At 40.0% G+C, this 25,506-nt stretch carries 21 protein-coding genes; 13 read left to right on the forward strand and 8 right to left on the reverse strand.

Annotated features, from left to right (window positions below; translation table 11 throughout):
* Window positions 1–3 precede the first annotated feature (3 nt).
* The 4 genes from pepT to IGI72_RS08625 all read left to right on the forward strand — a co-directional run bounded on the left by pepT (window position 4) and on the right by IGI72_RS08625 (window position 3,609).
* On the forward strand, window positions 4–1,236 hold the full coding sequence (pepT, locus tag IGI72_RS08610; protein WP_005226010.1) for a peptidase T: 1,233 nt from the start codon (window positions 4–6) through the stop codon (window positions 1,234–1,236).
* 99 nt (window positions 1,237–1,335) lie between these two features.
* Window positions 1,336–2,244, forward strand: coding sequence for a diacylglycerol/lipid kinase family protein (locus tag IGI72_RS08615; RefSeq protein WP_087627431.1), 909 nt, complete (start codon window positions 1,336–1,338; stop codon window positions 2,242–2,244).
* A gap of 33 nt (window positions 2,245–2,277) precedes the next feature.
* Window positions 2,278–2,550, forward strand: coding sequence for a DUF1294 domain-containing protein (locus IGI72_RS08620; RefSeq protein ID WP_010748207.1), 273 nt, complete (start codon window positions 2,278–2,280; stop codon window positions 2,548–2,550).
* Between the two features lie 27 nt (window positions 2,551–2,577).
* Window positions 2,578–3,609 carry a lysylphosphatidylglycerol synthase transmembrane domain-containing protein gene (locus IGI72_RS08625; protein WP_074535939.1) on the forward strand — a complete coding sequence of 344 codons (1,032 nt, stop codon included), beginning with the start codon at window positions 2,578–2,580 and terminating at the stop codon, window positions 3,607–3,609.
* 38 nt (window positions 3,610–3,647) lie between these two features.
* Here IGI72_RS08625 and IGI72_RS08630 read toward each other — a convergent pair whose 3' ends face one another.
* Entirely contained in the window at window positions 3,648–5,174 is a 1,527-nt protein-coding gene (locus IGI72_RS08630; RefSeq protein ID WP_010748209.1) for an ABC-F family ATP-binding cassette domain-containing protein, read from the reverse strand.
* A gap of 309 nt (window positions 5,175–5,483) precedes the next feature.
* Between IGI72_RS08630 and clpB the strand changes: the two genes are divergently transcribed.
* The 4 genes from clpB to lepB all read left to right on the forward strand — a co-directional run bounded on the left by clpB (window position 5,484) and on the right by lepB (window position 11,481).
* Window positions 5,484–8,087, forward strand: a complete 2,604-nt coding sequence (clpB, locus tag IGI72_RS08635; protein ID WP_005226015.1) for an ATP-dependent chaperone ClpB — start codon at window positions 5,484–5,486, stop codon at window positions 8,085–8,087.
* A 166-nt stretch (window positions 8,088–8,253) separates the two neighbouring features.
* Complete coding sequence (locus IGI72_RS08640; RefSeq protein ID WP_005226016.1) at window positions 8,254–9,795, forward strand: ABC transporter permease/substrate-binding protein; 1,542 nt, start codon at window positions 8,254–8,256, stop codon at window positions 9,793–9,795.
* Window positions 9,792–10,745, forward strand: coding sequence for an ABC transporter ATP-binding protein (locus tag IGI72_RS08645; RefSeq protein WP_005226017.1), 954 nt, complete (start codon window positions 9,792–9,794; stop codon window positions 10,743–10,745). Before IGI72_RS08640 ends, IGI72_RS08645 begins: the two co-directional genes overlap by 4 nt.
* A gap of 166 nt (window positions 10,746–10,911) precedes the next feature.
* Window positions 10,912–11,481 (forward strand): signal peptidase I, encoded by a 570-nt coding sequence (gene lepB / locus IGI72_RS08650; RefSeq protein WP_081117043.1) that lies wholly within the window; start codon window positions 10,912–10,914, stop codon window positions 11,479–11,481.
* A gap of 61 nt (window positions 11,482–11,542) precedes the next feature.
* Here the strand turns inward: lepB and IGI72_RS08655 are convergent, their stop codons facing one another.
* The 4 genes from IGI72_RS08655 to IGI72_RS08670 all read right to left on the reverse strand — a co-directional run bounded on the left by IGI72_RS08655 (window position 11,543) and on the right by IGI72_RS08670 (window position 14,422).
* Window positions 11,543–11,728: a hypothetical protein gene (locus IGI72_RS08655; RefSeq protein WP_005226019.1), complete on the reverse strand. Its 186-nt coding sequence runs from the start codon at window positions 11,726–11,728 to the stop codon at window positions 11,543–11,545.
* Window positions 11,729–12,004: 276 nt separating this feature from the next.
* Entirely contained in the window at window positions 12,005–12,670 is a 666-nt protein-coding gene (locus IGI72_RS08660) for a hypothetical protein (RefSeq protein WP_005226020.1), read from the reverse strand.
* On the reverse strand, window positions 12,671–13,156 hold the full coding sequence (locus IGI72_RS08665; RefSeq protein WP_010748216.1) for a nucleoside 2-deoxyribosyltransferase: 486 nt from the start codon (window positions 13,154–13,156) through the stop codon (window positions 12,671–12,673).
* 51 nt (window positions 13,157–13,207) lie between these two features.
* The gene (locus IGI72_RS08670) at window positions 13,208–14,422 is read right to left on the reverse strand and encodes a GNAT family N-acetyltransferase (RefSeq protein WP_005226022.1); all 1,215 of its coding nucleotides are present in this window, start codon (window positions 14,420–14,422) and stop codon (window positions 13,208–13,210) included.
* A gap of 145 nt (window positions 14,423–14,567) precedes the next feature.
* Between IGI72_RS08670 and lepA the strand changes: the two genes are divergently transcribed.
* Window positions 14,568–16,403 (forward strand): translation elongation factor 4, encoded by a 1,836-nt coding sequence (gene lepA, locus IGI72_RS08675; protein WP_428214402.1) that lies wholly within the window; start codon window positions 14,568–14,570, stop codon window positions 16,401–16,403.
* Between the two features lie 71 nt (window positions 16,404–16,474).
* Here the strand turns inward: lepA and IGI72_RS08680 are convergent, their stop codons facing one another.
* Together IGI72_RS08680 and IGI72_RS08685 are read right to left on the reverse strand one after the other, a co-directional pair.
* Window positions 16,475–17,542, reverse strand: coding sequence for a type I restriction endonuclease (locus IGI72_RS08680; RefSeq protein ID WP_428214401.1), 1,068 nt, complete (start codon window positions 17,540–17,542; stop codon window positions 16,475–16,477).
* A 427-nt stretch (window positions 17,543–17,969) separates the two neighbouring features.
* Window positions 17,970–18,311, reverse strand: coding sequence for a helix-turn-helix domain-containing protein (locus IGI72_RS08685; RefSeq protein ID WP_438753854.1), 342 nt, complete (start codon window positions 18,309–18,311; stop codon window positions 17,970–17,972).
* Between the two features lie 484 nt (window positions 18,312–18,795).
* Between IGI72_RS08685 and IGI72_RS08690 the strand changes: the two genes are divergently transcribed.
* From IGI72_RS08690 to IGI72_RS08700, 3 genes are all read left to right on the forward strand, one after another.
* Entirely contained in the window at window positions 18,796–19,746 is a 951-nt protein-coding gene (locus IGI72_RS08690; RefSeq protein WP_428214400.1) for a zinc-binding dehydrogenase, read from the forward strand.
* Between the two features lie 272 nt (window positions 19,747–20,018).
* Window positions 20,019–20,270 carry a hypothetical protein gene (locus IGI72_RS08695; RefSeq protein WP_015509648.1) on the forward strand — a complete coding sequence of 84 codons (252 nt, stop codon included), beginning with the start codon at window positions 20,019–20,021 and terminating at the stop codon, window positions 20,268–20,270.
* Window positions 20,271–20,767: 497 nt separating this feature from the next.
* Window positions 20,768–22,810: a glycosyl hydrolase 115 family protein gene (locus tag IGI72_RS08700; RefSeq protein ID WP_428214622.1), complete on the forward strand. Its 2,043-nt coding sequence runs from the start codon at window positions 20,768–20,770 to the stop codon at window positions 22,808–22,810.
* 84 nt (window positions 22,811–22,894) lie between these two features.
* Here the strand turns inward: IGI72_RS08700 and IGI72_RS08705 are convergent, their stop codons facing one another.
* Window positions 22,895–23,407, reverse strand: coding sequence for a GNAT family N-acetyltransferase (locus tag IGI72_RS08705; RefSeq protein WP_428214399.1), 513 nt, complete (start codon window positions 23,405–23,407; stop codon window positions 22,895–22,897).
* 491 nt (window positions 23,408–23,898) lie between these two features.
* Here IGI72_RS08705 and IGI72_RS08710 point away from each other — a divergent pair, with 491 nt between their 5' ends.
* A complete protein-coding gene (locus tag IGI72_RS08710; protein ID WP_015509666.1) occupies window positions 23,899–25,476 on the forward strand; it encodes an ABC transporter substrate-binding protein in 1,578 nt (525 codons plus the stop codon).
* Window positions 25,477–25,506: the final 30 nt, after the last annotated feature.

A 25,506-nucleotide genomic window follows, 5' to 3' on the forward strand; every position in this document is an offset into this window, starting at 1 on the left:
TTTATGTACGAAAATTTATTGCCTCGCTTTTTAAAATATGTCAAAACAGAAACTCGCTCGGATGCAACAAGCACGACAACCCCTTCCACCCAAACACAGGTCGCGTTTGCTAAAGAACTGCAAAAAGAACTTGAAGAATTAGGATTAAGCGATGTTCATTACAATGAATCCAATGGTTTCGTGATCGCAACATTACCAAGTAACGTCGATCATGACGTGCGCTCCATCGGTTTTATCGCCCATATGGATACCGCCGATTTTAATGCAGAAAATGTTGATCCACAGATCATCGAAAATTACGATGGCGAATCGACCATTAAATTAGATAAAGAAGGAAAATACACATTAAACACAAAAGATTTTCCGAATTTAAAAAATTATGCTGGCGAAACCTTGATCACTACCGATGGTACCACTTTATTAGGTTCTGATGATAAGTCAGGTATTGCAGAAATCATGACAGCCATGGAAATTTTACTGAAAAACCCAACGATCAAGCATGGGGAAATCAAAGTCGCTTTTGGCCCTGATGAAGAAATTGGTGTTGGTGCCGATAAATTCGATGTTGAAGATTTCAATGTTGATTTTGCCTATACAATGGATGGCGGTCCAGTAGGAGAATTGCAATACGAAACCTTCAATGCGGCGCAAGCTGAAATTACGATTCAAGGAAAAAATGTCCACCCTGGAACAGCTAAAGACACCATGATCAACGCCTTGCAACTAGCAGTCGATTTTCAAAATGCGCTACCTGCTGATGAAGTTCCTGAGAAAACCGAAGGGACAGAAGGGTTCTTCCATTTGATGAGCCTTAGTGGTTCAGTAGAAGAAGCGAAAATGGCATACATTATTCGAGATCATGACCGGAGTCGTTTCGAAGAAAGAAAAGCACAATTATTAGCGGTTCAAGAAAGCTTAAATGCCCGCTTTGATGAACCACGAGTGCACGTTCATCTATACGATCAATACTACAACATGAAAGAAATCATCGAAAAAGATATGAGCATCATTGATTTAGCGAAAGATGCGATGAAAGCAGTTGGAATCACACCGATGACAGAACCTGTCCGTGGTGGTACGGATGGCTCGAAAATCTCCTATCTAGGGATTCCAACCCCGAATATCTTTGCTGGTGGAGAAAATATGCATGGACGTTATGAGTTCGTCTCACTACAATCAATGATGAAAGCGACCGATGTGATCGTGAAAATCGCCGAACTGAATGCGCAAGCATAGCAGCAGCTTCTTCATTGAAAGAAAAGAATAACTTTAGGGCTGGGAACTCTTCACGCAGGTCTTGCGTAAGGCCCGGCCTTTTATTAGGATGTGAATAGGATGAAAATTCTCGTATTATACAACGATACAGCGGGGAAAAGTGAAGCAAAAGAAACAGCAGAAAAATTCCAAGCCTATGTGAACGAACAAGGCGATGAGCATCAAGTGTTTTTACAAGCATCAAATCCCGATGTTGACCCTGAGGATGTTAAAGAGGCAGCCAAGAAACATGCGGTCGATACGATTGTTATTATTGGTGGAGATGGCACGATCCATCATGGGCTGCAAACCTTCAAAGAAAAGCTGGATGAACTGAAGATCGGGATCATTCCTGGAGGAACGGTAAATAACTTCGCTCGAATGTTGGGTATACCAGTCAAGCCAGAAGAAGCGTTTGAGAATATTTTAACAGGGGTTGAACGTCCGATCGATTATGGGATGGTCAATGATCAAGTAATGATCTCGACGATGACCATTGGTCTTTTAGCAGATACCGCCGCCGCAACTTCCCAAGAAGAAAAACAACAGTACGGTCCGTTGGCGTTTATGAAACGGTTCATTCATCTGTTGATCAAAAAGAAACAATACAAATTGGAAATCATTGCTGACGAACGGAAATGGCAGGGGAAAAGTCAATTACTGACGATCGTTATGTCGAATTCAGCAGGTGGGTTTAAGAACTTTGATGAAGAAGCAAAACCTGACGATGGCTTGTTCCATGTTATTCTTTTGCCAAAATTGAATATTTTACGGTTTATTTTGTATTTGCCAAGAATTATTCGGGGTAGAATTGCCAAAGTACCAAGTGTTGAATACTTCACTGCCGCAAAGGTCTCGATCAAAGCGAAAGAAAAAACGGTTCATACTCGGACCGACGGCGATCCAACGGATGATCTGCCAATCGAGATGAAAGTCATCAAGCACGGGTTGACGATGTTGGTACCTGAGGAAGCACAAGAATCAAAATAATGGTCCCTACGATCAATCATATGGAGGAAATGGATGGATGCACTGATTTACAATCCATTGTGGTTTTATTTAATTGCAGTCAATCTTTATCTTTTCTGTCTGATGGGTTATGATAAATATCAGGCAGTAAAACAAGGTTGGCGGGTTCCCGAAGCAAATCTCCTTTTTATGGGGGCGATTGGCGGCGGATTAGGCGGTTTGATCGCGCAACGCGTGTTTCGCCACAAAACAAGAAAGAAGAAGTTTTATTTCTTTTTTGCTTTCGGCACCGTTTTTGCTATCCTGCTGATGGTCTTTTTTGCATAAATTCGGTTTAACAAGCAAGGAGTTAATATGAAAACTAAAGTGAAGTTCGCCCTTAATTTACTTTTACTAGTAGGCATTCTGGGTGTGATGTATTTTTTTGTCCGTAACTCGATGATGGAAATTTTAGCGGGGCTAAGAGAGACCAGCTTTCTCGTCGTCTTACTGGTTATGGGGCTTGGCACATTGTACCTAGTGATTGAAGGACGAACAGTTAAAGAGATCGCAGTGACTTTTCAACCGGAATTCACCACCAAGGCGGGGTTTCTAACCGTCTGTTACAGTGGGTTTTATCGGATCGTGACGTTTGGCGCGGGCACCTTGATCTCAGAGGTGAATTTTTATCGTAAAAATGGTTTGCAGTTGTCACAAGGGGTTGGGGTCACCACCTTACACATGGTGATGTATAAGTTTGCCATATTGACTTATGCGATCGCTGGGTTGATCATTCAATTCTCGTTATTCTATGACAATGCGCCGAATATGATTTGGGTGATATTGGCGGGGATCGTACTCGTCTTTTTGATCATTGCCGCTTTATTGGCACTTTCTGTCAGTATCAACATTCAAGTCTTTTTTGTGATCGTCAGCAATAAGCTATTCAAAAGTGCAGCGTTAAGAGGGATCGTTGACAAATGTAACACCCAGATCTATTCTTTGCGAGAAACGGTCAATGCAATCATTACCGACCGGACCGCTTTCTTACGCATCTACCTTTGGAATCTTTTGAAGATGCTGCCTTGGTACGTGATCCCTTATGTGATTCTTGTCGTGCAGCACCCAGAGATCGATTTCTTGTTGACGTTATCCTTCATCAGCTTTGCCGTCGTCTTGTCCGGGGTGATTCCAACACCGGCAGGGATCGGTTCCTTTGAATTTATTTATATGCTGCTTTTTGGTCCATTAGTCGGCACAGTCGATGCAGCATCTTCTATGCTGCTGTATCGCTTAGCGACATTCATTTGGCCCTTCATTATTGGCTTTGCATATGTAATGAAAGAAAAGCGCAAAGACATTAGCCAAGAGCTGACAGAGCTTAGAAAAGAAAAAGTGGAAAGTTAAAAAAACGCTTATCTTCGAGTAGAGGATAAGCGTTTTTTTTAGTCTTTCAAATCAATGATCCGATCAACAAAGGATTCATAGAATTCAGCTTCATGGGAAACGATTAGAACGGTTCCGGGAAAAGCTGCCAGGGTTTCTTCCAAATTGTTTTTCGTGTCTTGATCGATATGGTTGGTCGGTTCATCAAGAATCAAAAAGTTGCTTTTGATCAACATCATTTCAGCTAACTTCACTTTTGTCTGCTCGCCACCACTTAATAATTTCAATTCCTCTTGAGCAAGCTGGCTAGGTAATCCCGCACGAGAAAGTTGTCGTCGCAATTCTTTGTTGGTTGCCTTTGGGAAAAGATCCTCGAGGTATTGCAGAGGCGTCTGTAATGGATACTCCCAGTCAAGATCTTGAGAAAAGTAATTAAACTTTGTATGCTGTGGGTAAGAAACGGTTCCTTCAATTGCAGGGATCACACCAAGTATTGTTTTGATCAACGTCGATTTACCGATCCCATTAAATCCCCGAATCGCAATTTTTTCGCCATAGCGGATCGTTAGGTTGATTGGCGATAGTAAAGGCTTTTGGTCATAACCGATCACTAGATTGGTCGTCTCTAATGCCAAGGTCGTAACGATCGGTGCCAAATCAAATCCTAGATGCGGTTTAGGGACATCTTGGGGTGGGGTCAAACGTTCTATTTTTGCCAATTGTTTTTCACGACTCTTTGCCATTGTTGAACGAGAACCAGCTTTGTATTTACGGATATAGCTTTCGGTTTTCTTGATATGCTCTTGTTGTGCTTCGTATTGCTTCATATAACTTTCATTTTGCAGCGTTTTTAGCTTTAATGCTTTGTCTAAATTCCCCGTATACTTAGAAAGCTTGCCAAATTCGATATCAATGATATGGGTCGTGATTTCATTCAAAAATTGACGATCATGAGAAACGACTAAGTAGGTACCAGTAAAGTCCTGTAAAAACTCAACCAGCCATTTGATATGCTCATCATCTAAGTGGTTGGTCGGTTCATCTAAAATCAGCATGTCGGGTTTTTCTAGCAGCATTTTTGCTAAGATCAATTTTGAGCGTTGACCACCACTTAAGGAAGCAAGGGGGGTATCCATGCCGAGAACCGAAATACCTAATCCTTCTGCTAAATCATCGATCAATGTATCCATTTGGTAGAAATTTCCTTGATCCAATTGATTTTGCAATTCGCCGGCTTTTTCTAAAAGCTTATCGTCAAGACTTTCGCCATAAGCAGTATAAAGATCTGCGATCTGTTGTTCTTTTTCGAAGTCTTCTGCAAAGGCAGAGCGCAAAAAATCACGGATCGATTGCGTTTCATCAACATTGACGTATTGATCCAAATAGCCCATTTTCAAATTTTTCGGAAATTGAACAAAGCCATCGTCTGGGAGAATTTCTCCTGTAATGATTTTGATTAAAGTACTTTTGCCAGCGCCGTTCCGTCCAATCAACCCGACTTTTTCCCCACGGTTGATTTGAACGGAAACATCTTCGTAAAGCAATTTGTCGCCAAATTGTTGGCTAATATTCGTTAATGTTAACATCGTTTCCTCCATATAAAAAAGCTGTAAACAGTAGACGTTACAGCTAAGTAGATAATCTTACTGAATAACTATCGCCAAAGAGCGATCAAAAGGATCAGGAAAATCGATTGTTCCTGACCAATCAGGACCTAGCATACCATTGCGGCTTCCTATCTGTCAATTTTCATGAAAGAATACTGAAAAAAATCTTGATCTTCGAGGGAAATCTTTTGACCATTACTGACCAATATTGTATAATAGAAGAGTAGAAAAAAGGATGCTGCTTGCAGTGTACTAATTTTTCTGACTACCATTTTGGGAGGGAAAAGTATGAACCCAGAAAAAATGACGACTACATTACAGAGTGCCATCGCGGAAGCACAGCAGATTGCCATGACGCGTCACCACCAAGAAATCGATATTCCGCATTTATGGAAGATTTTATTGCAAGCCAATCAATTCGGCCGCAATTTTTATACGGATACAGGCCTTGATGTCGATGCATTTGAAAAGGAAGTCGACCAGCTACTAGATGAACTGCCTTCGGTTGAAGGAGGAAATGTTCGTTATGGTCAATCCATGAGTCAAAATCTGTTTCATCTTTTGTCTGAGGCAGATCAATTAAAAAATGAATTTCAAGACGAGTATCTTTCCACAGAAATCGTCCTTTATGCGTTGATGAAATTGAAAAATCATCCATTGACGGTGTATTTAAAGAAACAAGGAATCACCGCGAAAGAAATCAAGCAAACGATCGAAACATTAAGAGGAGGGGATCGTGTGACCTCACAAAATCAAGAAGAACAATATAAAGCATTAGAAAAATACGGCGTTGACTTGGTCCAACAAGTCCGCAGCGGAAAAATGGACCCCATTATTGGACGAGACGAAGAAATTCGCGACGTGATTCGCATCCTTTCTCGGAAAACAAAAAACAATCCCGTTTTGATTGGTGAACCGGGGGTTGGTAAAACAGCCATTGTTGAAGGATTGGCTCAACGGATCGTGCGAAAAGACGTCCCAGAAAACCTAAAAGACAAAACGATCTTTTCTCTGGATATGGGTGCCTTGATCGCAGGTGCCAAGTTCCGAGGTGAATTTGAAGAGCGTTTGAAAGCCGTCTTACAAGAAGTGAAAAAAGCCGATGGACGGATCATTCTCTTTATTGATGAGATCCACAATATTGTAGGTGCTGGTAAGACGGAAGGCAGCATGGATGCTGGAAACTTACTAAAACCAATGCTGGCACGGGGAGAATTGCATACGATTGGCGCAACCACCCTTGATGAATACCGTCAATACATGGAAAAGGACAAAGCCTTGGAACGTCGTTTCCAAAAAGTGCTGGTACAGGAACCAACCGTTCAAGATACGATTTCGATTTTACGTGGCTTGAAAGAACGGTTCGAGATCCATCATGGCGTCAATATCCATGACAATGCGCTTGTTGCTGCTGCAACCTTATCTGATCGGTATATCACGGACCGCTTTTTACCAGACAAAGCCATCGATTTGATCGACGAAGCAAGTGCCACGATTCGGGTGGAAATGAATTCGATGCCTACCGAGCTCGATCAGGTCACTCGACGTTTGATGCAACTGGAGATCGAGGAAGCCGCACTGAAAAAAGAATCTGATGATGCATCGAAAAAACGTTTAGGCATTTTACAAGAAGAATTGGCGGAATTGCGTGAAGAAGTCAATACCATGAAAATGCAGTGGGAAACGGAAAAAGAAGAAGTCAATGCAGTTTCCAATAAACGGGCAGAGATCGATAAAGCCAAGCATGAGTTGGAAGATGCTGAAAATAACTATGATTTGGAACGGGCAGCTGTTCTTCGTCATGGGACGATTCCCCAACTGGAAAAAGAACTCGCTGAATTGGAAGAAAAAAACCAAGACGAAGGCATTCGGATGGTTCAAGAGTCAGTGACAGAAAATGAGATCGCCTTAGTCGTGGGCCGCTTGACAGGAATCCCTGTTGCGAAATTAGTGGAGGGCGAACGAGAAAAACTGTTGAAATTAAATGAGACCTTGCATCAACGAGTGATTGGACAAGACGAGGCAGTCGATGCCGTCAGTGACGCAGTCATTCGTTCCCGAGCTGGTCTGCAAGATCCAAATCGACCATTAGGTTCCTTCTTGTTCTTAGGACCGACCGGTGTTGGTAAGACCGAATTAGCGAAAGCGCTAGCGGTCAACCTCTTTGACTCTGAAGAGCATATGGTTCGGATCGATATGAGCGAATACATGGAAAAACATTCGGTGTCTCGTTTGGTCGGTGCCCCTCCAGGCTATGTTGGATTTGAAGAAGGCGGACAATTGACCGAAGCCGTTCGACGCAATCCATACACGATCGTCTTATTGGATGAGATCGAAAAAGCCCATCCAGATGTCTTCAATATCTTATTGCAAGTGCTTGATGATGGCCGTTTGACAGACTCAAAAGGACGCGTCGTTGATTTCAAAAATACCGTCTTGATCATGACTAGCAACATCGGCTCTCAAGTCTTGCTAGATGGCGTGACCGCAGAAGGGACGATCCCAGAAACTGTCGCAGAAACTGTCCGTAATCTCTTGAGAGGCCATTTCAAACCAGAATTCTTAAATCGAATCGACGATACGATTTTATTCACACCGCTTAGTCTAAGCGATGTGACAGGCATCGTCGACAAGATCATCGCACAGCTTTCACAACGACTGGAAGTCCAAGATATACTGTTGACGATCACTGAAGAAGCCAAACGCTGGATCGCTGAAAATGCTTATGAGCCAGCGTATGGTGCGCGACCTCTCCGTCGGTTTATCACAAGAGAAGTCGAAACCCCATTGGCAAAAGAAATTGTTGCTGGCAGAGTCTTACCAAAGACCCAAGTCACGATCGAACTATTGAACGATCAGCTGGTTTTTGAAAATACGCCAATGACCGAATAATAAAAAGAGAACAAATGGATAAATGCAAAAAGATGGTTGCCATTTCATTGGCAGCCATCTTTTTTTGTCTCTCAACATATGACAAAAAAGTTCCCCTTGCTTGTTGTTTGGAGGAAATTCGCACTTCGATTATACTGTTCTTATGGAGTAGGAGAGGAATGAAAAGATGAATACTTTTTTTGAAACGTTGAATGAGCGAAAAGGGGAATTGCTGACAGCTGTCTTTGAACATTTGTCATTGTCGATCATTGCGCTGCTCGTGGCGATCGTTATTGCTGTTCCTTTAGCTATTTGGCTGGTTAATCATAAACGAGCAGCGGAAGTCGGCCTACAAATAACGAGTGTGTTACAGACGATTCCATCACTGGCACTGTTAGGTTTATTGATCCCATTCGTGGGGATCGGAACGCCACCTGCATTGATCGCATTAGTTATTTATGCGTTATTGCCGATCTTTCAAAATACCTATATTGGCCTTTCGGAGATCGATCCATCAATCGAAGAAGCTGCTGCGGCATTTGGTATGTCTCGGATGCGCCGATTGATCAAAGTCGAGTTGCCGATTGCTTTGCCTGTCATAATTTCTGGGATTCGCACGGCGCTGGTCTTGATCATCGGAACAGCGACCTTAGCCGCTTTGATTGGCGCTGGCGGGTTAGGTTCCTTTATTTTGTTAGGGATCGATCGAAATGCGCCTGAGTTAACGTTGATTGGTGCGATCGGGTCTGCCTTGTTGGCGATTGTTTTCAGTACCCTGATCCGTTACCTGCAACATTTAAAACCGCGCTATACCTTGATCACGTTGGCAGCAATCATCTTGCTGATTGGTGGGGTTTCCTTCTCACAAAGCGGATTTTTTGCTCCCAAAACCATTACGATCGCAGGGAAACTAGGGTCTGAACCTGATATCTTGATCAACATGTACAAAGAATTGATTGAACAAGAAGACCCTGATGCCCAAGTTGAACTAGAGCCAAATTTTGGAAAAACCTCTTTCTTATTCAGCGCATTGGACAATGGTCAAGTTGATATATATCCAGAGTTTACTGGTACCGTGTTGGAGAGCTTAGTTGAGGTACCAGAAGAGCTTGCGAGTCAAAACCTTGACTCCGACGAAACCTATACCGAAGCAGTCAATCTATTGAAGGATCAGTTTGAGATGACCTTGCTTCAGCCGATGGCGTATCAAAATACCTATGCGTTGGCTGTCAAAAAAGAATTTGCTGAGGAAAATGGACTAACCACGATCTCTGATTTGAAGAAAATCGAAAATCAAATCAAAGCTGGCTTCACTCTCGAATTCATTGATCGGACGGACGGATATGCGGGGATCCAAGAACTTTATGGGCTAGATTTTCCAAGTGTCCAAAGTATGGAACCAGCATTGCGTTACCAAGCCATCAATAATGGTGATATCAATCTACTGGATGCCTATTCCACGGACAGTGAATTGCGTCAATATGGCTTAGTTATTCTAGAAGACGATCAGGAACTATTTCCACCTTATCAAGGAGCGCCTTTGATGAAAGAAGCCTTTGCCGAGGAACATCCAGAAGTCGTCCGTGCATTGGAAAAGTTGGCAGGGAAAATCACCGAAGAACAAATGAGTGAAATGAATTATCAGGTCAATGTCGAAGGAAAAAATCCAGCAGAAGTCGCACGTACCTTCCTGATAGACGAAGGATTAATTAAGGAGGGACAAGAATGACACCAATTATTGAATTTAAAAACGTCAGTAAAAAGTTTGATCAAAAACTAGTGATCGATCAATTAGATCTGAGTATCAATAAAGGAGAAATCTTTGTTTTGGTCGGTCCTTCTGGGAGTGGGAAAACGACGACTTTGAAGATGATCAACGCGTTGTCAGAACCGACAGATGGTGATATTTACTTCAAAGAAAAACGCATCAAAGAATACAATATTCAAAAGATGCGTTGGCAAATGGGGTATGTTCTCCAACAGATCGCTCTGTTTCCGACGATGGATGTCAAACAAAATATCGAAGTGATCCCAGAGATGTTAGGGTGGTCAAAAAAAGATCGCTCAGAAGCCGTGGATCGTTTGCTGACACAGGTCAAACTTGACCCAGAGCAGTACCGTCATCGAATGCCGAAAGAATTGTCTGGTGGAGAACAGCAACGGATCGGGATCTTGCGCGCATTAGCTGCCAATCCCGAAATCATTCTGATGGACGAACCCTTTAGTGCCCTTGATCCAATTTCTCGTAATTCCTTACAGGAGCTAGTCCTCGATCTGCACCAAGAGCTTGGGACAACGATTATTTTTGTCACGCATAACATGAAAGAAGCGGTAAAATTAGGGACGCGCATCGCTGTGATGAATCAAGGGAAGATCGTTCAATGCGATACACCAGAAGTCATTGTTTCACAACCAAAAACCGCTTTTGTGAAAAGCTTCTTTGAAGAAACCGGGGAAGATGAAGCGAAACTGGTCACAGCAGGAGATTTGATACGGATGAACTTTTTCAGCAATGACATCAATCAAGCTGACCCGAAAATTGCAGCATCTACGCCATTAAATGAGTTGTATACTTTATTTGCGAGTCATGAGACGTTGGTGATCGAAGAAAATCACCAACTGATAGGGAGTCTACGTCGAAAAGATGTGTTTGCTTTCTTGAGTCGTGATCGAACATAAACGATTCTTTTCTCAACGAGAAATATCATAAATTTTTTAAAATCGATGATTTCTCTTGCTCAAAGCAAAAATTCCACGTAAGATTGAGGAAGATATCTTTTGTCAAAATGGCAGAACAAGCTTTCGCCGATGACAAAAGATGCAGTAAAGGAGCGAAAGAGCAGCTATGGTAAAAATCCTCAAAGAAAATTGGTTACTGCTTTTCTTTATCGTCGCCGTGGTTCTCATCCGTCTGTTTGTCCTGACCCCAGTTCAAGTCAGTGGCCATTCTATGGACCCAACGTTGGCAGATAAACAGCGTTTGATTGCATCAAAAATCTCCTCCTATGACCGACAAGACATCGTGATATGTGTTGAACCAGATGATCCAAGTAAAATCGCTGTCAAGCGGTTGATTGGTTTACCCGGTGATACCATCGAGATGAAAGATGATGTCCTAACGATCAATGGAGAAGTATACGAAGAACCCTATTTAGATGAGTTTAAAGAGAAATTTGCAGACGATCAATTACAAGACGAATATTCTTATCGCGAAATGTTTCAGCAAATCGCCGCTGGTGCGGAACAGTTTACGGAAGATTTCTCAGTAACGGTGCCTGAAGGCAGCTATTTTGTGATGGGAGACAATCGTTTGATCTCTAGAGACAGTCGCAGTTTCGGGGTTGTAACGGAAGATCAAATGGAAGGGAAAGTGCTGCTGCGCTTTTGGCCATTGAATCAAATCAAACTATTTTAATCAAAAGAAAAAACATTCTTGCCAGTGCAGCGAAAACGATCGCAACTGACAAGAATGTTTTTTAGATGACCCAAGCGACAAATGCAACCATTGAAAAGAACATTGTCCAAACCGCAATAATAGCTGATGCAATAAAAATAATTTTGATTGATAAAGGTTGGACAAATTTTCGAGCATCTTTAGAGAACGCATAGGTGATCGATGAAAAAATCAAGCAGCATAAAATAAAAAACACTGTTAGAACCATAAGCCTCTCCTTTACTGACGCAACGTCAAATGAATAATGTAATTATAACAGACCATGGTTTTTTGGGGAAATAAAAATGATTAAACGAGGGAATTTTTTTGTGGTTGTAATCGTTTTATAGGGAAGTGTAAGAAAGGTCAAACCTTGATAGACAGCGAATCTATAAAAATAAGATGTGTTATTTAAGTATTTTTATAAATTTTTCTTTATGAATAAAAGAACAAAAGAAAAAAGCTTGTTGAAAAACGCTGGTTTCAACAAGCTTTTAAAGGTCGTTTATGATAATTTTTTAATCCGATAACTTTCAAAGTAATCAGGTTTGCCTCGACCTTGCACATACGCGATCACGCCCATTAAGGCAGCACCAATCGTGTTGGTCAGTAAATCACCCATCGTATCCATCAATGCTTCGCGACCGATAAACGGGGTGCCATCTAAGGTTGCATAACGTTGGAGGTTCATTCCACCAACAGAATCGCAGATAAACTCCCAAAACTCCCAGAAGATACCACACAAGCCAGCAAAAGCAAAGCCCATCAATAAGAATAACCAGGGAGAGACGTTTGAAACTTTGACTTCTTTCAGTAGTAGACAGATCAATCCATAGCCGACAGCCGTCAAGACCATTGGACTTACCGCATGCAGAATTTTATCCCAGAAAGCAATGGTTTCGATCAAATGTAAGATCGTCCCCATAAATACAGAGATCAGCAAGAAAAACCAATAAAAGTAGACGGTGGCGTTTGGTAGCTGGATTTTCAAGAACTTTTTACTCATTTCTGGGACGAAGATCAATAAAATCCCAAGCAAGGCTTGGGCGAGGAAAATCAATCCTTGTGTTTGCGGATAGACCCCACGGAAAAATTCCCACAAAGAAAAACAAAACACGAGAATACCAAAAATAGTGAATACCTTTTGCAGTCGCTGATAATTTTGCCCCATTTAGTTGTCCTCCGAAAGATAGTCGGCTAAGCCAGCTAAAAGGGCTGCTTCAGAGGAGTAAATTTCCCCGTTTAGCTTGATCAAACCCACCGTATAAAGATTGACATAGTGGAACTGATTTTCCGCAACGGTTTGTAATGCTGCCAGCTTTTGCTGATTGTCGGCACCTTGTTGGCGACTATCCGTATAAAGCCCTAAAACAGGAATGCCTTTAGCATAAGCGACACCGATCTCAGAGGCAACCCCAGCATCGATGGTCAAACCATCCAGCAATGCGATCATTAAATCACTTTCCAGCACTTTTTCGGTATCTGCCAAAGCGATCATTTTGCTATCCGCATAGGCGGATTTATCATTGATCGCGGCATTTTCTTGAGGTAAATAAATCTCCAGCTGCGGATACTGCTGACGAATCGACGCAACAAGTTCGGCGTTGTAGCGCAGGTCACTAGCAGCAAACAGGGGAGCAGCAAAATATAGTTTCATTCAAAAACACTCCTTAATCATTCATAGTTGTACATTTTGTTGATTCGTTGTTTAGAAATAATCGCTGAAATAGGCTTCCATATCAGGGATGATCGATTCCAGTAATGCCAGTGTTTCTGAATCGGTATTTAGCCGCTCCACACGCTCTAAGTAAGCTGGGCGGCGGTAATTCATCAATAGACAAGACAATGTCTGAATATCCAGCTGGACCGCTTTTCCGATGGCTTCTCTTGAAACCACGATTTCCCCGTGATTGTATTGGACACCGAAGATCCCGTTGTTCCAATCGGCAACTGGGTCGGAAACAACAAAGTGAAAGGGTGTTTGGAAGGCTTCAAATGGGAAGTTTTTCAAAAACTGTTCAACATCGACGATCCGCGCCATGTAATAAGGCTCGATGGTTTCTTTGATTTGGCTGTCATCCAAGTAGAAGGACAGGGGTTCATTTGAATAAATGTCTCCTTTGACCCAATAAACCATTGAGAAATGAGCAGAGATAAAATTCCAAAGACCATTGCGGGCTTCTTGATTCAAGTAGAACATTTCCTTTACATGGAAGACTTCTTCGGCTACCCAATAAAAAAGTACACCAGTCGGATGACCACTGGCATTGTAATAAACAGCCGCGGTGCGCTCTTCTTCATTTTCATAGCGCCAATACTCTTCCCAGTGAAAAGAGGTCCGCTGCAAGGCACCATGATTGTCGCGGGAGAATTGGTTGTAGACAGTAAAGACATCAGGGTCATCCACTTCTTTGCGCTCTACGATCCCAGGGACTTCTTTGGTTTTCGGAAGCTGGGTATCACGAATTTTAAAGGTCAGCTTGTCGGACATAATCTCCCAGCCTTTGCGACGATAGTAGGGCACATTATAAGGGTAAAGGTAGGAGATCCATTGCTGATCTTCCCGCATCGTTTCTAAGGCAAGCTTGATCAAGTCTTTCATCAGGCCATGCCCGGCATACTCAGGGTAGGTCCCAACACCGGTCACTCCGCCCATTTTGATCAATTTGCCGTGTATATTGACTTCACAAGGATAAACGGCGATTTGCGAGATCAACTTGTCTTCATTGAACCAGCCAAAGACCTTGGAAAGCTCTAAGATCGGGCGCTTAGATTTGATCATTTCCCGTTTGCTCTCATAGCCGCTTTCTTCAATATCCGATTCAGTGATCTGAAAAACATAGCTTAACAGTTCGTTGAACTGATCAACGTCTTTTTCTTCCACCGCTCGAATATGTAGATTTTGATGAAAATTATTGTCCATTCTTTCAACTCCAATTTATTTGCTAGCTCTAGTATAGCAAAACCTGAATGAATATGTCTAAATAACGGTTAAGAAAAATACTTTATCTATTGGCGTTTCGTTGGTATAATAGAAAAGCTGACTAAAAGAAATGAGGAACGTATCCATGAACATAGAAGAAATGAAAAAACGACAGGAGAAGATTCGTAATTTCTCCATTATCGCCCATATCGACCATGGGAAATCAACACTGGCGGACCGTATTTTGGAACAAACCCATACGGTGACGTCACGAGAAATGCAAAACCAACTATTAGACTCCATGGATCTTGAACGTGAACGAGGAATCACAATCAAATTAAATGCCGTGGAACTTAACTATACTGCCAAAGACGGCGAAACCTACATCTTCCATTTGATCGACACCCCAGGGCACGTCGATTTCACCTATGAAGTTTCCCGCAGTTTGGCTGCTTGTGAAGGCGCCGTGCTCGTCGTTGATGCAGCTCAAGGGATCGAAGCACAGACATTGGCAAACGTCTACTTGGCGTTAGACAATGATTTAGAGATCCTACCAGTCATTAATAAAATAGACTTGCCAGCTGCCGATCCTGAGCGAGTACGAACAGAGATCGAAGATGTGATCGGTATCGATGCCAGTGAAGCTGTTTTAGCAAGTGCCAAAGCAGGTATTGGGATCGAAGACATTTTGGAACAAATCGTTGAGTATGTCCCAGCTCCCGCAGGTGATATTGAATCACCGCTAAAAGCGTTGATCTTTGACTCCGTGTACGATTCCTATCGTGGGGTGGTCTTAAACGTCCGCATCATGGACGGGATGGTCAAACCTGGAGATAAAATCAAAATGATGAGCAATGGCAAGACCTTTGATGTTACGGAAGTTGGTGTCTTTTCACCAAAAGCCATTCAACGAGATGCGTTGATGGTGGGCGATGTTGGGTATATCACTGCTGCCATCAAGACCGTTAAAGATACGCAAGTCGGGGATACGGTGACGTTAGCCAACAATCCAGCAGAAGAAGCCTTAGCCGGTTATCGTCAAATGAATCCGATGGTTTATTGCGGATTGTACCCAATCGATACTTCACGCTACAACGACCTCCGAGAAGCATTGGAAAAATTACAATTGAATGATGCAGCATTGCAATTTGAACCAGAAACCTCTCAAGCATTAGGATTTGGTTTCCGTTGCGGCTTCTTAGGCCTATTACACATGGATGTCGTGCAAGAACGGCTAGAACGTGAATTTAACCTTGAGTTGATTACGACTGCACCCTCCGTAATCTATCACGTCAACAAGACAGATGGCTCAATGGTCGTCGTTGATAACCCAGCAGAATTTCCTGAACCAGTCACGATCGACAACGTGCAAGAGCCTTACGTCAAAGCACAAATCATGGTGCCTAATGATTACGTCGGTGCTGTAATGGAATTGTCCCAGCGCAAACGGGGAGACTTTGTCACGATGGATTACTTGGATGATTATCGAGTGAACGTCGTTTATGAGATCCCACTATCGGAAATCGTCTTTGATTTCTTTGATAAATTGAAATCCAGCACCAAAGGGTACGCATCACTGGATTATGAAATGTCTGGTTACCGAACTAGCAAGCTAGTGAAGATGGACATCTTGCTGAATACTGAAAAAGTCGATGCGTTAAGCTTTATCGTTCACCGTGACTTTGCTTATGAACGCGGTAAAGCCATCGTTGAAAAACTGAAAAAACTGATCCCACGACAACAATTTGAAGTACCGATCCAAGCAGCCATCGGACAAAAAATCGTTGCGCGTTCCGACATCAAAGCCTTGCGTAAAAACGTATTGGCGAAATGTTACGGCGGTGACGTTTCTCGAAAACGCAAACTCCTAGAGAAACAAAAAGAAGGGAAGAAGCGGATGAAACAAATCGGCTCCGTCGAAGTACCGCAAGAAGCCTTCATGGCAGTTCTGAAGATGGATGAGGACGAACCGAAGAAATAAAGAAAAATGTCTAGCCGAAAATTGGCTAGACATTTTCTTTAAATTTTTTTTACAGGAACGATGACAGTCTTCTATAAAAATTTTTTTGTAACCTCAATAATCTCGTTAGAAAAGTTATATATATCAATGGGTGACTTTATATCATGAATGGTTTTTTCTTCATTATTAAGTTCGATTTTACTCGAATTTTGACCGATTCTCACACGTAAAATCCATTTTCTGATGTTATCATCCAGCAGTATATTAAAGTAACTTTTGTTATCTCTATAAAAAAGCCTATCCAAAGAGATAAGATCTTTTAAAACAATTTTCACTATTGTGTAAGATTCTAATTCTTCAGGTGTAGTAACAATATCTCCACCATCTTTTATTATCACTTCTTCATCATTTTCTTCAACTATTACCTCATCTGGAGAAGCAGAAGTTTTTAATGCTGCATTTAACTTATCGTTCACTTTTTCTTGTATATATTGATTAAGCCCTTTTTTTATAACAGGTTGAAATTTGTCAATTGTTTGCTTGGTTTTCATTCCATCATATATTTCTCCTAAAAGGTATTTGACGAAGCCATCACTCGGACTTTCCCATTCTTTGTTTAAATAGCTTTTTAAGTTGTTCAAATATTTTAGTTCAGAAGCACTACTGATAATTTTATCAACATCAAAATTATCTTTATGGAATTTAGCTAATTCAGGGAACTGGGAATCTTTAATTTTTGTAATATCTACTGTTAAAAAAGGAGTTAAGTCCATTTTATTAGGCTCATCTAAGTCTGTAAAAAATTTATACTCTTTTCCATTTGTGAGAATGCCAAATTTTGATTCAGTAGTACCAAAATATCTAAAAAGTTGTGAATCATGCTTAGTTAGTGGCTCATTAATAGACTTAGCTTCAACAAGAATCATTGGTTTGCCATCTAGAACTATTGCATAGTCAACTTTCTCTCCTTTTTTTATACCGACATCTGCTGTGAATTCAGGAACAAACTCAGTAGGGTTGAACAAATCATAACCTAAACCGGCAAAAAATGGCATAATAAGAGATGTTTTTGTAGCTTCTTCCGTAGCAATATTGTCTTTCAAACTTGTTACTCTTTTACCTAGATTTTTTAAATCATCTCTAAATTTTTCGATTTCCAAATTAAACCCTCCAAAAAATAATAATTCAAAACTGCTACAATCCTATAAGATTTAATAGGAGAGTGTAGTTGTTTTCATTTTACTGCTCGAAAACGTTTCTAACTAATTGAAGAGCAAGTACCCGGGCATCTTCATTAGTTTATAAATATACAGATTACAAAGAAATTATCAGCAATTTTAAATCATTCGATCATTCAATAACGAAAAGTACTCGAAAGAAGTCTTTATTAACTACTAGTTGATCATTGTCTTATTTGAACATATTGAATAATGTAAAAAAGTGATGATCGGTTTGTTTAAAAACGTACAATTCATATCAAAAAGAAAAACATTTATTCACTTTAATTTAGGTATGCAAATGAAGATAAATAACGCAGAAATTCGATACTTTCTCTTCCCGTTTCATGTACCAGGTATTAATAAGAATTTATTTTCTTGAATCTCGCCTTTTAACAAATTCAATATAATTTAATATTTCTATCAATTGGGCTTGTGACAGATCATCAATAGATGATGTAATATTATTGGTTAAAAAAGACACTTGATTGTCTGGTTCAGAAAAATTAGATTGGTGCCCATTTAAAATATAATCAGTAGAAACATTAAAATAATTTGACAATTGTCGTATTACATCGTCTTTAAGTCCACGTTTTCCTATCTCCCACATTCCTATAGTGCTAGTTGCTACATTAAGCTCTTTTGCTAATTGTGGCTGGGAAAGATTTCTTTTTTCTCTTAAAATAGCTAATCGCTCACCTACAGTCTGCATAAAAATAACTCCTTTAAATATTATATTACTATCACTAAATGTGATTGCATAGATAAAAACAAAAAAATCACAAAACGTGATAAAATGAATTATATTATATCTTTAAATATGGCTCCAATACATAAAGTGAAGTGAAAAATAGGTTTATGTATTTAATAAAGTTAAAAATCTATCGAAATAAATTCGTTTATCATAATATTATCTTAGAGTGATTATTCGAGAGAGGAAATCTAAAATTTTTTATTCGTATAATATAAATAACCATTATTCATTTTTAAATGTATTAGACGAACCGAAGAAATAATCTGTTTTGACGGATATCAACAGGAGGAATAAAATGAAAGTACCTTCGAGAGAAGGTGATTTTTTTGAATAAAAGGAAAATCTAAAATGACCGAAGGGACATACACTGGTTGTTTAGTAGATAGTTTCAATCGATTGATGCGTGGCTTTTGATAGATTGAAGATCGGAGATGATTTGCGCATGAAGGCGTTGCATTTTAATGAATTCGGTGATTCAACTGTTTTAACATATGGGGATCTGCCTGATCCCATCATTCATGAAAATGAGCTATTGGTAGAGATGATGTATATTGGGTTGAATTATGCAGATATTTATCGGAGAAAGGGTAGCTATCATATTGAATCCCGAGACCCTCTTATTAATGGCTATGAAGGGGTAGGGAGGATTATTCAAAAAGGAACATCTGTCTCCAAGTTTCAGCTAGGGGAAACGATTCTTTTTGTGGATGTTCCTTTTGCTAATGCAGAATTGGTGGCTGTTCCTGAGGAAAATGCCATCCGTATTCCATCAGGTATACCACCTAAATTAGCAGCCAGTATTGGTCTGCAAGGGTTGACAGCTGATTTTTTAGCTCATGATCTTGGCAATAATGTGAATCGTAGTAAGGTCTTCGTCCATGGGATAAGTGGTGGTGTCGGACAAATTTTATCGCAATTATTAACCGCAGATGGTCTAGAAGTGTATGGCGTCACTTCTACGGAAGAAAAGCGACAACTGGCTTTAGACCAAGGCGCAAAACAAGTCTTTTTAAGAAATACAAAATGGCAAGATACCTACACTTCTTTCTTTGATACCGTTTATGATGGCATTGGGCATACATTAGCCGAAAGTGTCGACTTGCTCAAAAATAGAGGGAAGGTTGTCTTTTTTGGCATGGCCGGCGGAAATCCGCCAGCGATCGACTTTATTCCCTTGCTGTCTAAATCAAAAAGTATTTTGACAGGAGATCTGTGGGATTACTTGACAAGTTTTCAAGAGCGGGAGAGAAGAAGCACCCGATTGTTTGGCTACTTTAGCAAGGATCAAATGAAAATCAGTCAACCAACCATTTTTTCATTAGCTGACGGAAAAGCTGCCCATGATTATCTAGAATCTGGAAAAAGTGTCGGGAAAATCTTGCTGCAACCATAAGAAAGTAACAAAACTAAATGATTTTATTGCAAACGATACACCGAATGTTCGATGTTTCACTAATTCATTTTTTATATAATCGATATTTCTCTTTTGATACATCTTTAAGGATAAAAATAAATGTAAAATGAATAGGATATTGCAAGAATCTAATGTTTTCTATTTCTTCAGTGAGAATAAGATAAAACTTTGTGATAAACAGTACATTTAATTTGAAAATATTTAATTACAGCAGTAAGATAAATATATCAAATACTTAAGGAGTGATATCTATGACAAACTATGAAGAAAAGGAAGCAAAAGCATTGGTAAAGATTGCAGAGGTTCTTGATAAGTTAGATGAGAATTTAGCGGAATTAGACACACTAGATGCAGACGCCAAAAAACATAGTATGAAGAAATGGATCGTTGAGAAAAAAGCGATTCATGAAATCAAAAAGATCGCACACGAAGCCGGTAAGTATGAAAAGTACGATGAAAAAGCACTACAAAAAGAAATTGATGAAGTTGAGAAGTATATGTAATTGAAGAATAATAAGAAATTGTCACCATTATTCAGCAATTGAAATCTGAATTGATAAAAGCCAGATTTCAATTGAAGATTTAGAATTGACAATGATCTCACTAAGCCCATGCTCTGATGAGTGTGGGCTTATTTCCTGTACATATGATTAACCACCCCAAGCTGAATAGGCATGGAAGATCATGTTCTACAACGACAAGATAAAACATTAGTTAAAGGGGGACGGGGAAAAATCCAAAAACAAAGAAAGTCTGTTTTTTCGTATTTTTCATCGACTTTCTCTATTTTTTTAGACAAGCTTTTCGCTTATTCTAAATTTATGAGCGGTACCATAGTAAACAGTTAACAAAACGTTTAGACCATCTGAAAAACATCTTTGCAGAAAATAGTGACGAGAGGTTTATGGCTGATAAGCAATTCGATTGTCTATTACAACATAGTAGAAAGTTCTTTATTGAAGATAAAATGATAAACTATACAGATGAAACGGGTGATTACATGGAAACAACATTTTTCATTTCGAAAAATACTTCTGTCACGTCAAAACAGCTGGAAAATGAAGTGATTGGACATGCTTGCAAGATCTTGCAGCGTGACATTTTAACCGTTGTGACAGACACGAGGAAGGCAAATGAAATTGAATTGGTTTTACTTGATGGAAAAAATGAAACGGATGCTTTTCATATACTTTTCGTATCGCCTGATAAAGTAAAAGTGTGTGCTGAAACACAGTTAGGATTAATGTATGGGGTTCTTGAAATCTCTCATAAAATTTTAGGTGTTCAACCCTTTTGGTATTTCATGGAGATTCCCCCAATAAAAAAGCCATTTATTGAATGGACAGGTTTTGACTTAACATTGCCTGATTTTGCAACGGACTATCGGGGCTGGTTCGTCAATGATGAGTTGCTGCTGGATCAATGGGAAGATAATGGTTCAAATGAATATGTATGGGAACGTATTTATGAAACATTGTTACGTTTAGGCGGAAATGTCATCATCCCTGGAACAGATAAGAACAGTGATAGACATCGAGAAAGTGCGCAAGCGATGGGGTTGATCTATACACATCATCATGCCGAGCCACTAGGCGCTGAGATGTTTGCTAGAAGGTATCCTGGTTTGAAGGCTTCATACGAGGAACATTTTGCATTGTTTCAGGAATTATGGAAAAAAGCCCTACACGAGCAAAAAGGTACCAAGGTTATCTACACACTTGGTTTTCGCGGACAAGGGGATTGTCCTTTTTGGGTAGAAGATCTTGATCGACAGTGGTCAGCAGCGGAAAAAGCAGCAGTGATCAACGAAATCGTTCATCTGCAATATCATATGGTTAAAGAAGTCGATCCTCATGCAGTATGCTCAATGAACATTTATGGGGAGATGACGGAATTATTTAATCTTGGCTTACTTGAGCTTCCAGATGATGTGATTGAGATTTGGGCGGATAATGGTTATGGCAAAATGGTTTCTCGTAGACAAGAAAATCACGATCCACGAGATGAAGTGTTAACAAACACATCAAAACCAAATCAATCAAGAGGAATCTATTATCACGTTGCCTTTCATGATTTACAAGCATCTAATTTTTTGACGATCTTGCCTAATAGCCCAGAATTTGTTTCTAGAGAGTTAATGGCGGTTAGAGAAGTCAAGATGGATAAGTTTGTCTTAGTCAATACAGGCAACATAAAACCGCATATTTTGTTCTTACAAGAAATAGCGAATTTCTGGCGAGCAGATTATCAGTTACGAACCAATCAAGAGATAATTTCAGAGCATGTAACACAATATTATCAAAATCAGCAAGAAGAGATCCAAGCTGTCTATGAAGCTTACTTTGAAGCGATTATTCGCTATGGAACACATGAGGATCAAACCGCTGGGGACGAGTTTGCCTGTTATTTGATTCGAAAAATTATTCAATCCTGGCTCAAGCAAGAAACAAAAATTCCGAGGATAGAATGGTTGACGGGTGATCGGAAAAACAAGGAGCAAGTCACAGAAATTTTCTCTATGGTAGGAGAAAAGATAGCAGCCTGGGAGAATCTATTGCTGAGATGCCAGCAGATTACATTATCCCTTCAGGATAAACATGCACAAAATGCTCGCTTTTTTAATGATATTTACCTCTCAGTAGCCGTTCAATGTAAAACATTAAAAGCACTGCTCCATTTGTTAGACGCTTATCAGATGATTGATCGGGAAGAAATGGTCTTTGTATTTGTAAAAGTTTTCGATGCATTAGAAGAAATCCATCAACTAATTCAAATACTGAAGGAAAATCCTAGTGATACATGGTATGATTTTTATGAAAATGATGGCTATACCAACCTAACATTGACAAAAGAGATGATCAAAAGTCTGTTGTCTTACATTCGCATCATTGGCGATGGTCCAGATCAAGATCAGTGGGAGAGAAAATATATTATGGATCCCACTGAATCAAGAGTTATGTTGCTTTCAAATACTAAAAAAGCGTTGACGGATGAAAAGTTAGCAAGAAAAATCAGAGTAAGTTTTAGAAAAATTCCTAAATAATATTAATTTGAGATGAAACGCCATTCAAAAGTTAGACTAAATATCTTACTTTTGAATGGCGTTTCATTTAGTATGCAGTTTTTATTAGAATTCACTAGGCGAATCGTCCAATTCCAGCACCATATTATACCAAGCAACATTTGCATGTTGGGAATCTGACAGCCCTTCTAGTTGATAGCCATGCTTTTTGTAATATGGAATCAATGATTTTAAACAAGTTAAGGTGATTCCTTTTCTGTTTTGAAGACGACATTGTTCTTCGAGGGCTGACAGTAGTTTACTACCAATCTGACAGTTTCTATAATCAGGAGCGACAGCTAAGCTCAGAATACTTTGGTAGCCACCAAAAGGCTGATTAGGACAAGTACTTTCAAAGAGATCGTCAGAGAGATAACGTTTAGAAATAATGGGCCCTACAACGTAGCCAATCGGACAATCCTTTTCATTTATAGCAACAATAAAACTGTCACTTATTGTATGTATTCGATCCATCATCGATGTTTTGGATGCTGTTTCATCAGCTGTAAATCCTGCATTTTCAATCTGCATGATTTGATCGATATCATCTTCTTTTGGTGGTCTGAAGAAAATGTTCATTCAATCACTCCCATCTTTATTCAAAAATAGTTTATCACATAATGACATATGACGTTTATATTTGAGAACAATAAAATTTAGAGACTCAAAATTCCTAGTACAGAATCGTTGTCACACTTTCAATCAAATGAAACAAAAAGAAGAATTAGTAGTTGTTAACTGAATGGGTTCTTATAAGAAAAAGTCAAATTAATGATAATAAATCGCAATTCTTCATTTTATTCTAAAAAAATGACAATTTTCTTAGGTGTTCATCACAAATCTATCACATTTTCAAGCTAAAGTTTGTTATTATCTGAAAATTTTCATCATTCAGATAAAAGCTTCTTCATTATGAGCAAATTTTTTATAGTTAGTTGATAGAAAACAGGACGAGCGTATGTGTTTTCGATCCAAGTTACACACCAATGCGTCTAATTTCTATATTTGCTGGTATGAAGAAGAGCGCAAAAAAAAATCCTTAAGTTACAGGGGACGAAATGGAGGATAACATGAAAAAAAGGAAAACAAGCTGGGCTCTCGTATTGTTAACAAGTCTGATGGTATTAGGTGCTTGTGGTAGTGGAGGCCAAGACCCAACAGATAGTTCGGGAGGGAATGTGTCAGGGGGAGCTAGTTCTGATCCTAATGTATTAGTGGTCGCATCAGGTGCGGATCCAGTGACATTAGATATCCATCAAACGAACGACCAAGCAACTACCAGGGTAGCAAGACAGATTTACGAAACACTGATCAAACAGACGAACGATCTTGAGTTAGTGCCAGGGTTAGCAACAGAGTGGGAAGAAATTGAAGAGAACCTTTATGAATTCAAGTTGCGAGAAGATGTTGTCTTTCATAATGGGGAAGCGATGACAGCTTCTGATGTTGCCTACACCCTTCGACGGGCGGTTGACTCACCTTCGATCAGTCATATCATTGGTTCGATCGATCCTGATACGATCGAAGTGATCGATGATCATACGATCCATATCGGGACAAATGGTGCCTTCGGGCCTTTCTTGACTCATTTAGCACATCCTGCGGTTGGAATTTTGAGTGAGAAAGCTGTGGAAGAAGCTGGTGAAGATTATGGTATCAGCAGCGTTGTGGGAACGGGTCCCTTTGAATTTGTTGAATGGGCAACTGGTAGTCACGTGACGTTAGATCGATTTGACGATCACTGGGATGAGCCAGCGGGAATGGAAAGAATTGAGTTTCGGACAATTACAGATTCAAGTGTTCGTTTGATTGAACTAGAGTCAGGAACCGTCGATATTGTTTATGACATCGCTCCTTCTGATAATGAAAAGGTTGAAGAAAACGATGAATTGACTTTATTAGCGACAGAAAATTTAGGAACGGAATACTTAGGTTTCAACGTTCGAAATGATACACCATTGCAAGAAGTAGGGGTACGTCGCGCGATTGCCCATGCTATCGATGTCGAATCGATTATCCAAACGGTTCATATGGGGATCGGGACTCAAATGAGTGGACCGATCAATGAATTGGTTTTTGGATATAATGAAAACTTGGAAGCTACTCCTTATGACGTTGAATTAGCAAAAGAACTATTAGCAGAAGCTGGTTATCCAGATGGCGGGTTCTCCCTTTCGTTGTATGTCGGTGATAACAATCAAGAACGAATCCGTGTCTCGCAGGTTGTTTCCGCTGCTTTAGAAGAATTAGGTATCACTGTTGAGGTCAACCAAATGGAGTGGGGAGCATTTTTAGATGCTGCAGCAGCTGGTGAACCAGATATGTTCTTACTAGGTTGGACAACGATCACAACAGATGCTGACTATGGATTGTATCCACTGTTCCATTCAAGTAGCTTTGGCGAAGCTGGAAATCGTACGTTCTATCATAATGAACGGGTAGATGAATTACTTGATGCAGCTCGTAGCACTTCTGACCAAGAGGAACGCTTGGCCTATTATCACGAGGCGCAAGAGATTATCAATGATGAGATGCCATGGGTTTACTTACAAACCAGAGAAAATGTTTCAGGTATCCGCAACTGGGTGCAAGGGTTCGAACATCATCCAACTGGAAGTTACTTCTTAGATACGGTGTCAAAAAACTAAATTGGATTGAGAGTATAAAATAAAGAGCCG

It is taken from the genome of Enterococcus sp. DIV1059_2, assembly GCF_051713685.1.
GTDB lineage: Bacteria > Bacillota > Bacilli > Lactobacillales > Enterococcaceae > Enterococcus_D > Enterococcus_D casseliflavus.

Excerpts from the sequence above, each read along its gene's own strand:
- IGI72_RS08660 (WP_005226020.1), bottom strand. The coding sequence starts at position 12,670 with ATGGGGCAAAATTATCAGCGACTGCAAAAGGTATTCACTATTTTTGGT.
- IGI72_RS08645 (WP_005226017.1), top strand. The coding sequence starts at position 9,792 with ATGACACCAATTATTGAATTTAAAAACGTCAGTAAAAAGTTTGATCAA.
- IGI72_RS08615 (WP_087627431.1), top strand. The coding sequence starts at position 1,336 with ATGAAAATTCTCGTATTATACAACGATACAGCGGGGAAAAGTGAAGCA.
- IGI72_RS08620 (WP_010748207.1), top strand. The coding sequence starts at position 2,278 with ATGGATGCACTGATTTACAATCCATTGTGGTTTTATTTAATTGCAGTC.
- IGI72_RS08665 (WP_010748216.1), bottom strand. The coding sequence starts at position 13,156 with ATGAAACTATATTTTGCTGCTCCCCTGTTTGCTGCTAGTGACCTGCGC.
- pepT (WP_005226010.1), top strand. The coding sequence starts at position 4 with ATGTACGAAAATTTATTGCCTCGCTTTTTAAAATATGTCAAAACAGAA.
- IGI72_RS08625 (WP_074535939.1), top strand. The coding sequence starts at position 2,578 with ATGAAAACTAAAGTGAAGTTCGCCCTTAATTTACTTTTACTAGTAGGC.
- IGI72_RS08695 (WP_015509648.1), top strand. The coding sequence starts at position 20,019 with ATGACAAACTATGAAGAAAAGGAAGCAAAAGCATTGGTAAAGATTGCA.
- IGI72_RS08655 (WP_005226019.1), bottom strand. The coding sequence starts at position 11,728 with ATGGTTCTAACAGTGTTTTTTATTTTATGCTGCTTGATTTTTTCATCG.
- IGI72_RS08710 (WP_015509666.1), top strand. The coding sequence starts at position 23,899 with ATGAAAAAAAGGAAAACAAGCTGGGCTCTCGTATTGTTAACAAGTCTG.
- IGI72_RS08670 (WP_005226022.1), bottom strand. The coding sequence starts at position 14,422 with ATGGACAATAATTTTCATCAAAATCTACATATTCGAGCGGTGGAAGAA.
- IGI72_RS08640 (WP_005226016.1), top strand. The coding sequence starts at position 8,254 with ATGAATACTTTTTTTGAAACGTTGAATGAGCGAAAAGGGGAATTGCTG.
- lepB (WP_081117043.1), top strand. The coding sequence starts at position 10,912 with ATGGTAAAAATCCTCAAAGAAAATTGGTTACTGCTTTTCTTTATCGTC.
- clpB (WP_005226015.1), top strand. The coding sequence starts at position 5,484 with ATGAACCCAGAAAAAATGACGACTACATTACAGAGTGCCATCGCGGAA.
- IGI72_RS08630 (WP_010748209.1), bottom strand. The coding sequence starts at position 5,174 with ATGTTAACATTAACGAATATTAGCCAACAATTTGGCGACAAATTGCTT.
- IGI72_RS08685 (WP_438753854.1), bottom strand. The coding sequence starts at position 18,311 with ATGCAGACTGTAGGTGAGCGATTAGCTATTTTAAGAGAAAAAAGAAAT.
- IGI72_RS08700 (WP_428214622.1), top strand. The coding sequence starts at position 20,768 with ATGGAAACAACATTTTTCATTTCGAAAAATACTTCTGTCACGTCAAAA.
- IGI72_RS08690 (WP_428214400.1), top strand. The coding sequence starts at position 18,796 with ATGAAGGCGTTGCATTTTAATGAATTCGGTGATTCAACTGTTTTAACA.
- IGI72_RS08705 (WP_428214399.1), bottom strand. The coding sequence starts at position 23,407 with ATGAACATTTTCTTCAGACCACCAAAAGAAGATGATATCGATCAAATC.
- lepA (WP_428214402.1), top strand. The coding sequence starts at position 14,568 with ATGAACATAGAAGAAATGAAAAAACGACAGGAGAAGATTCGTAATTTC.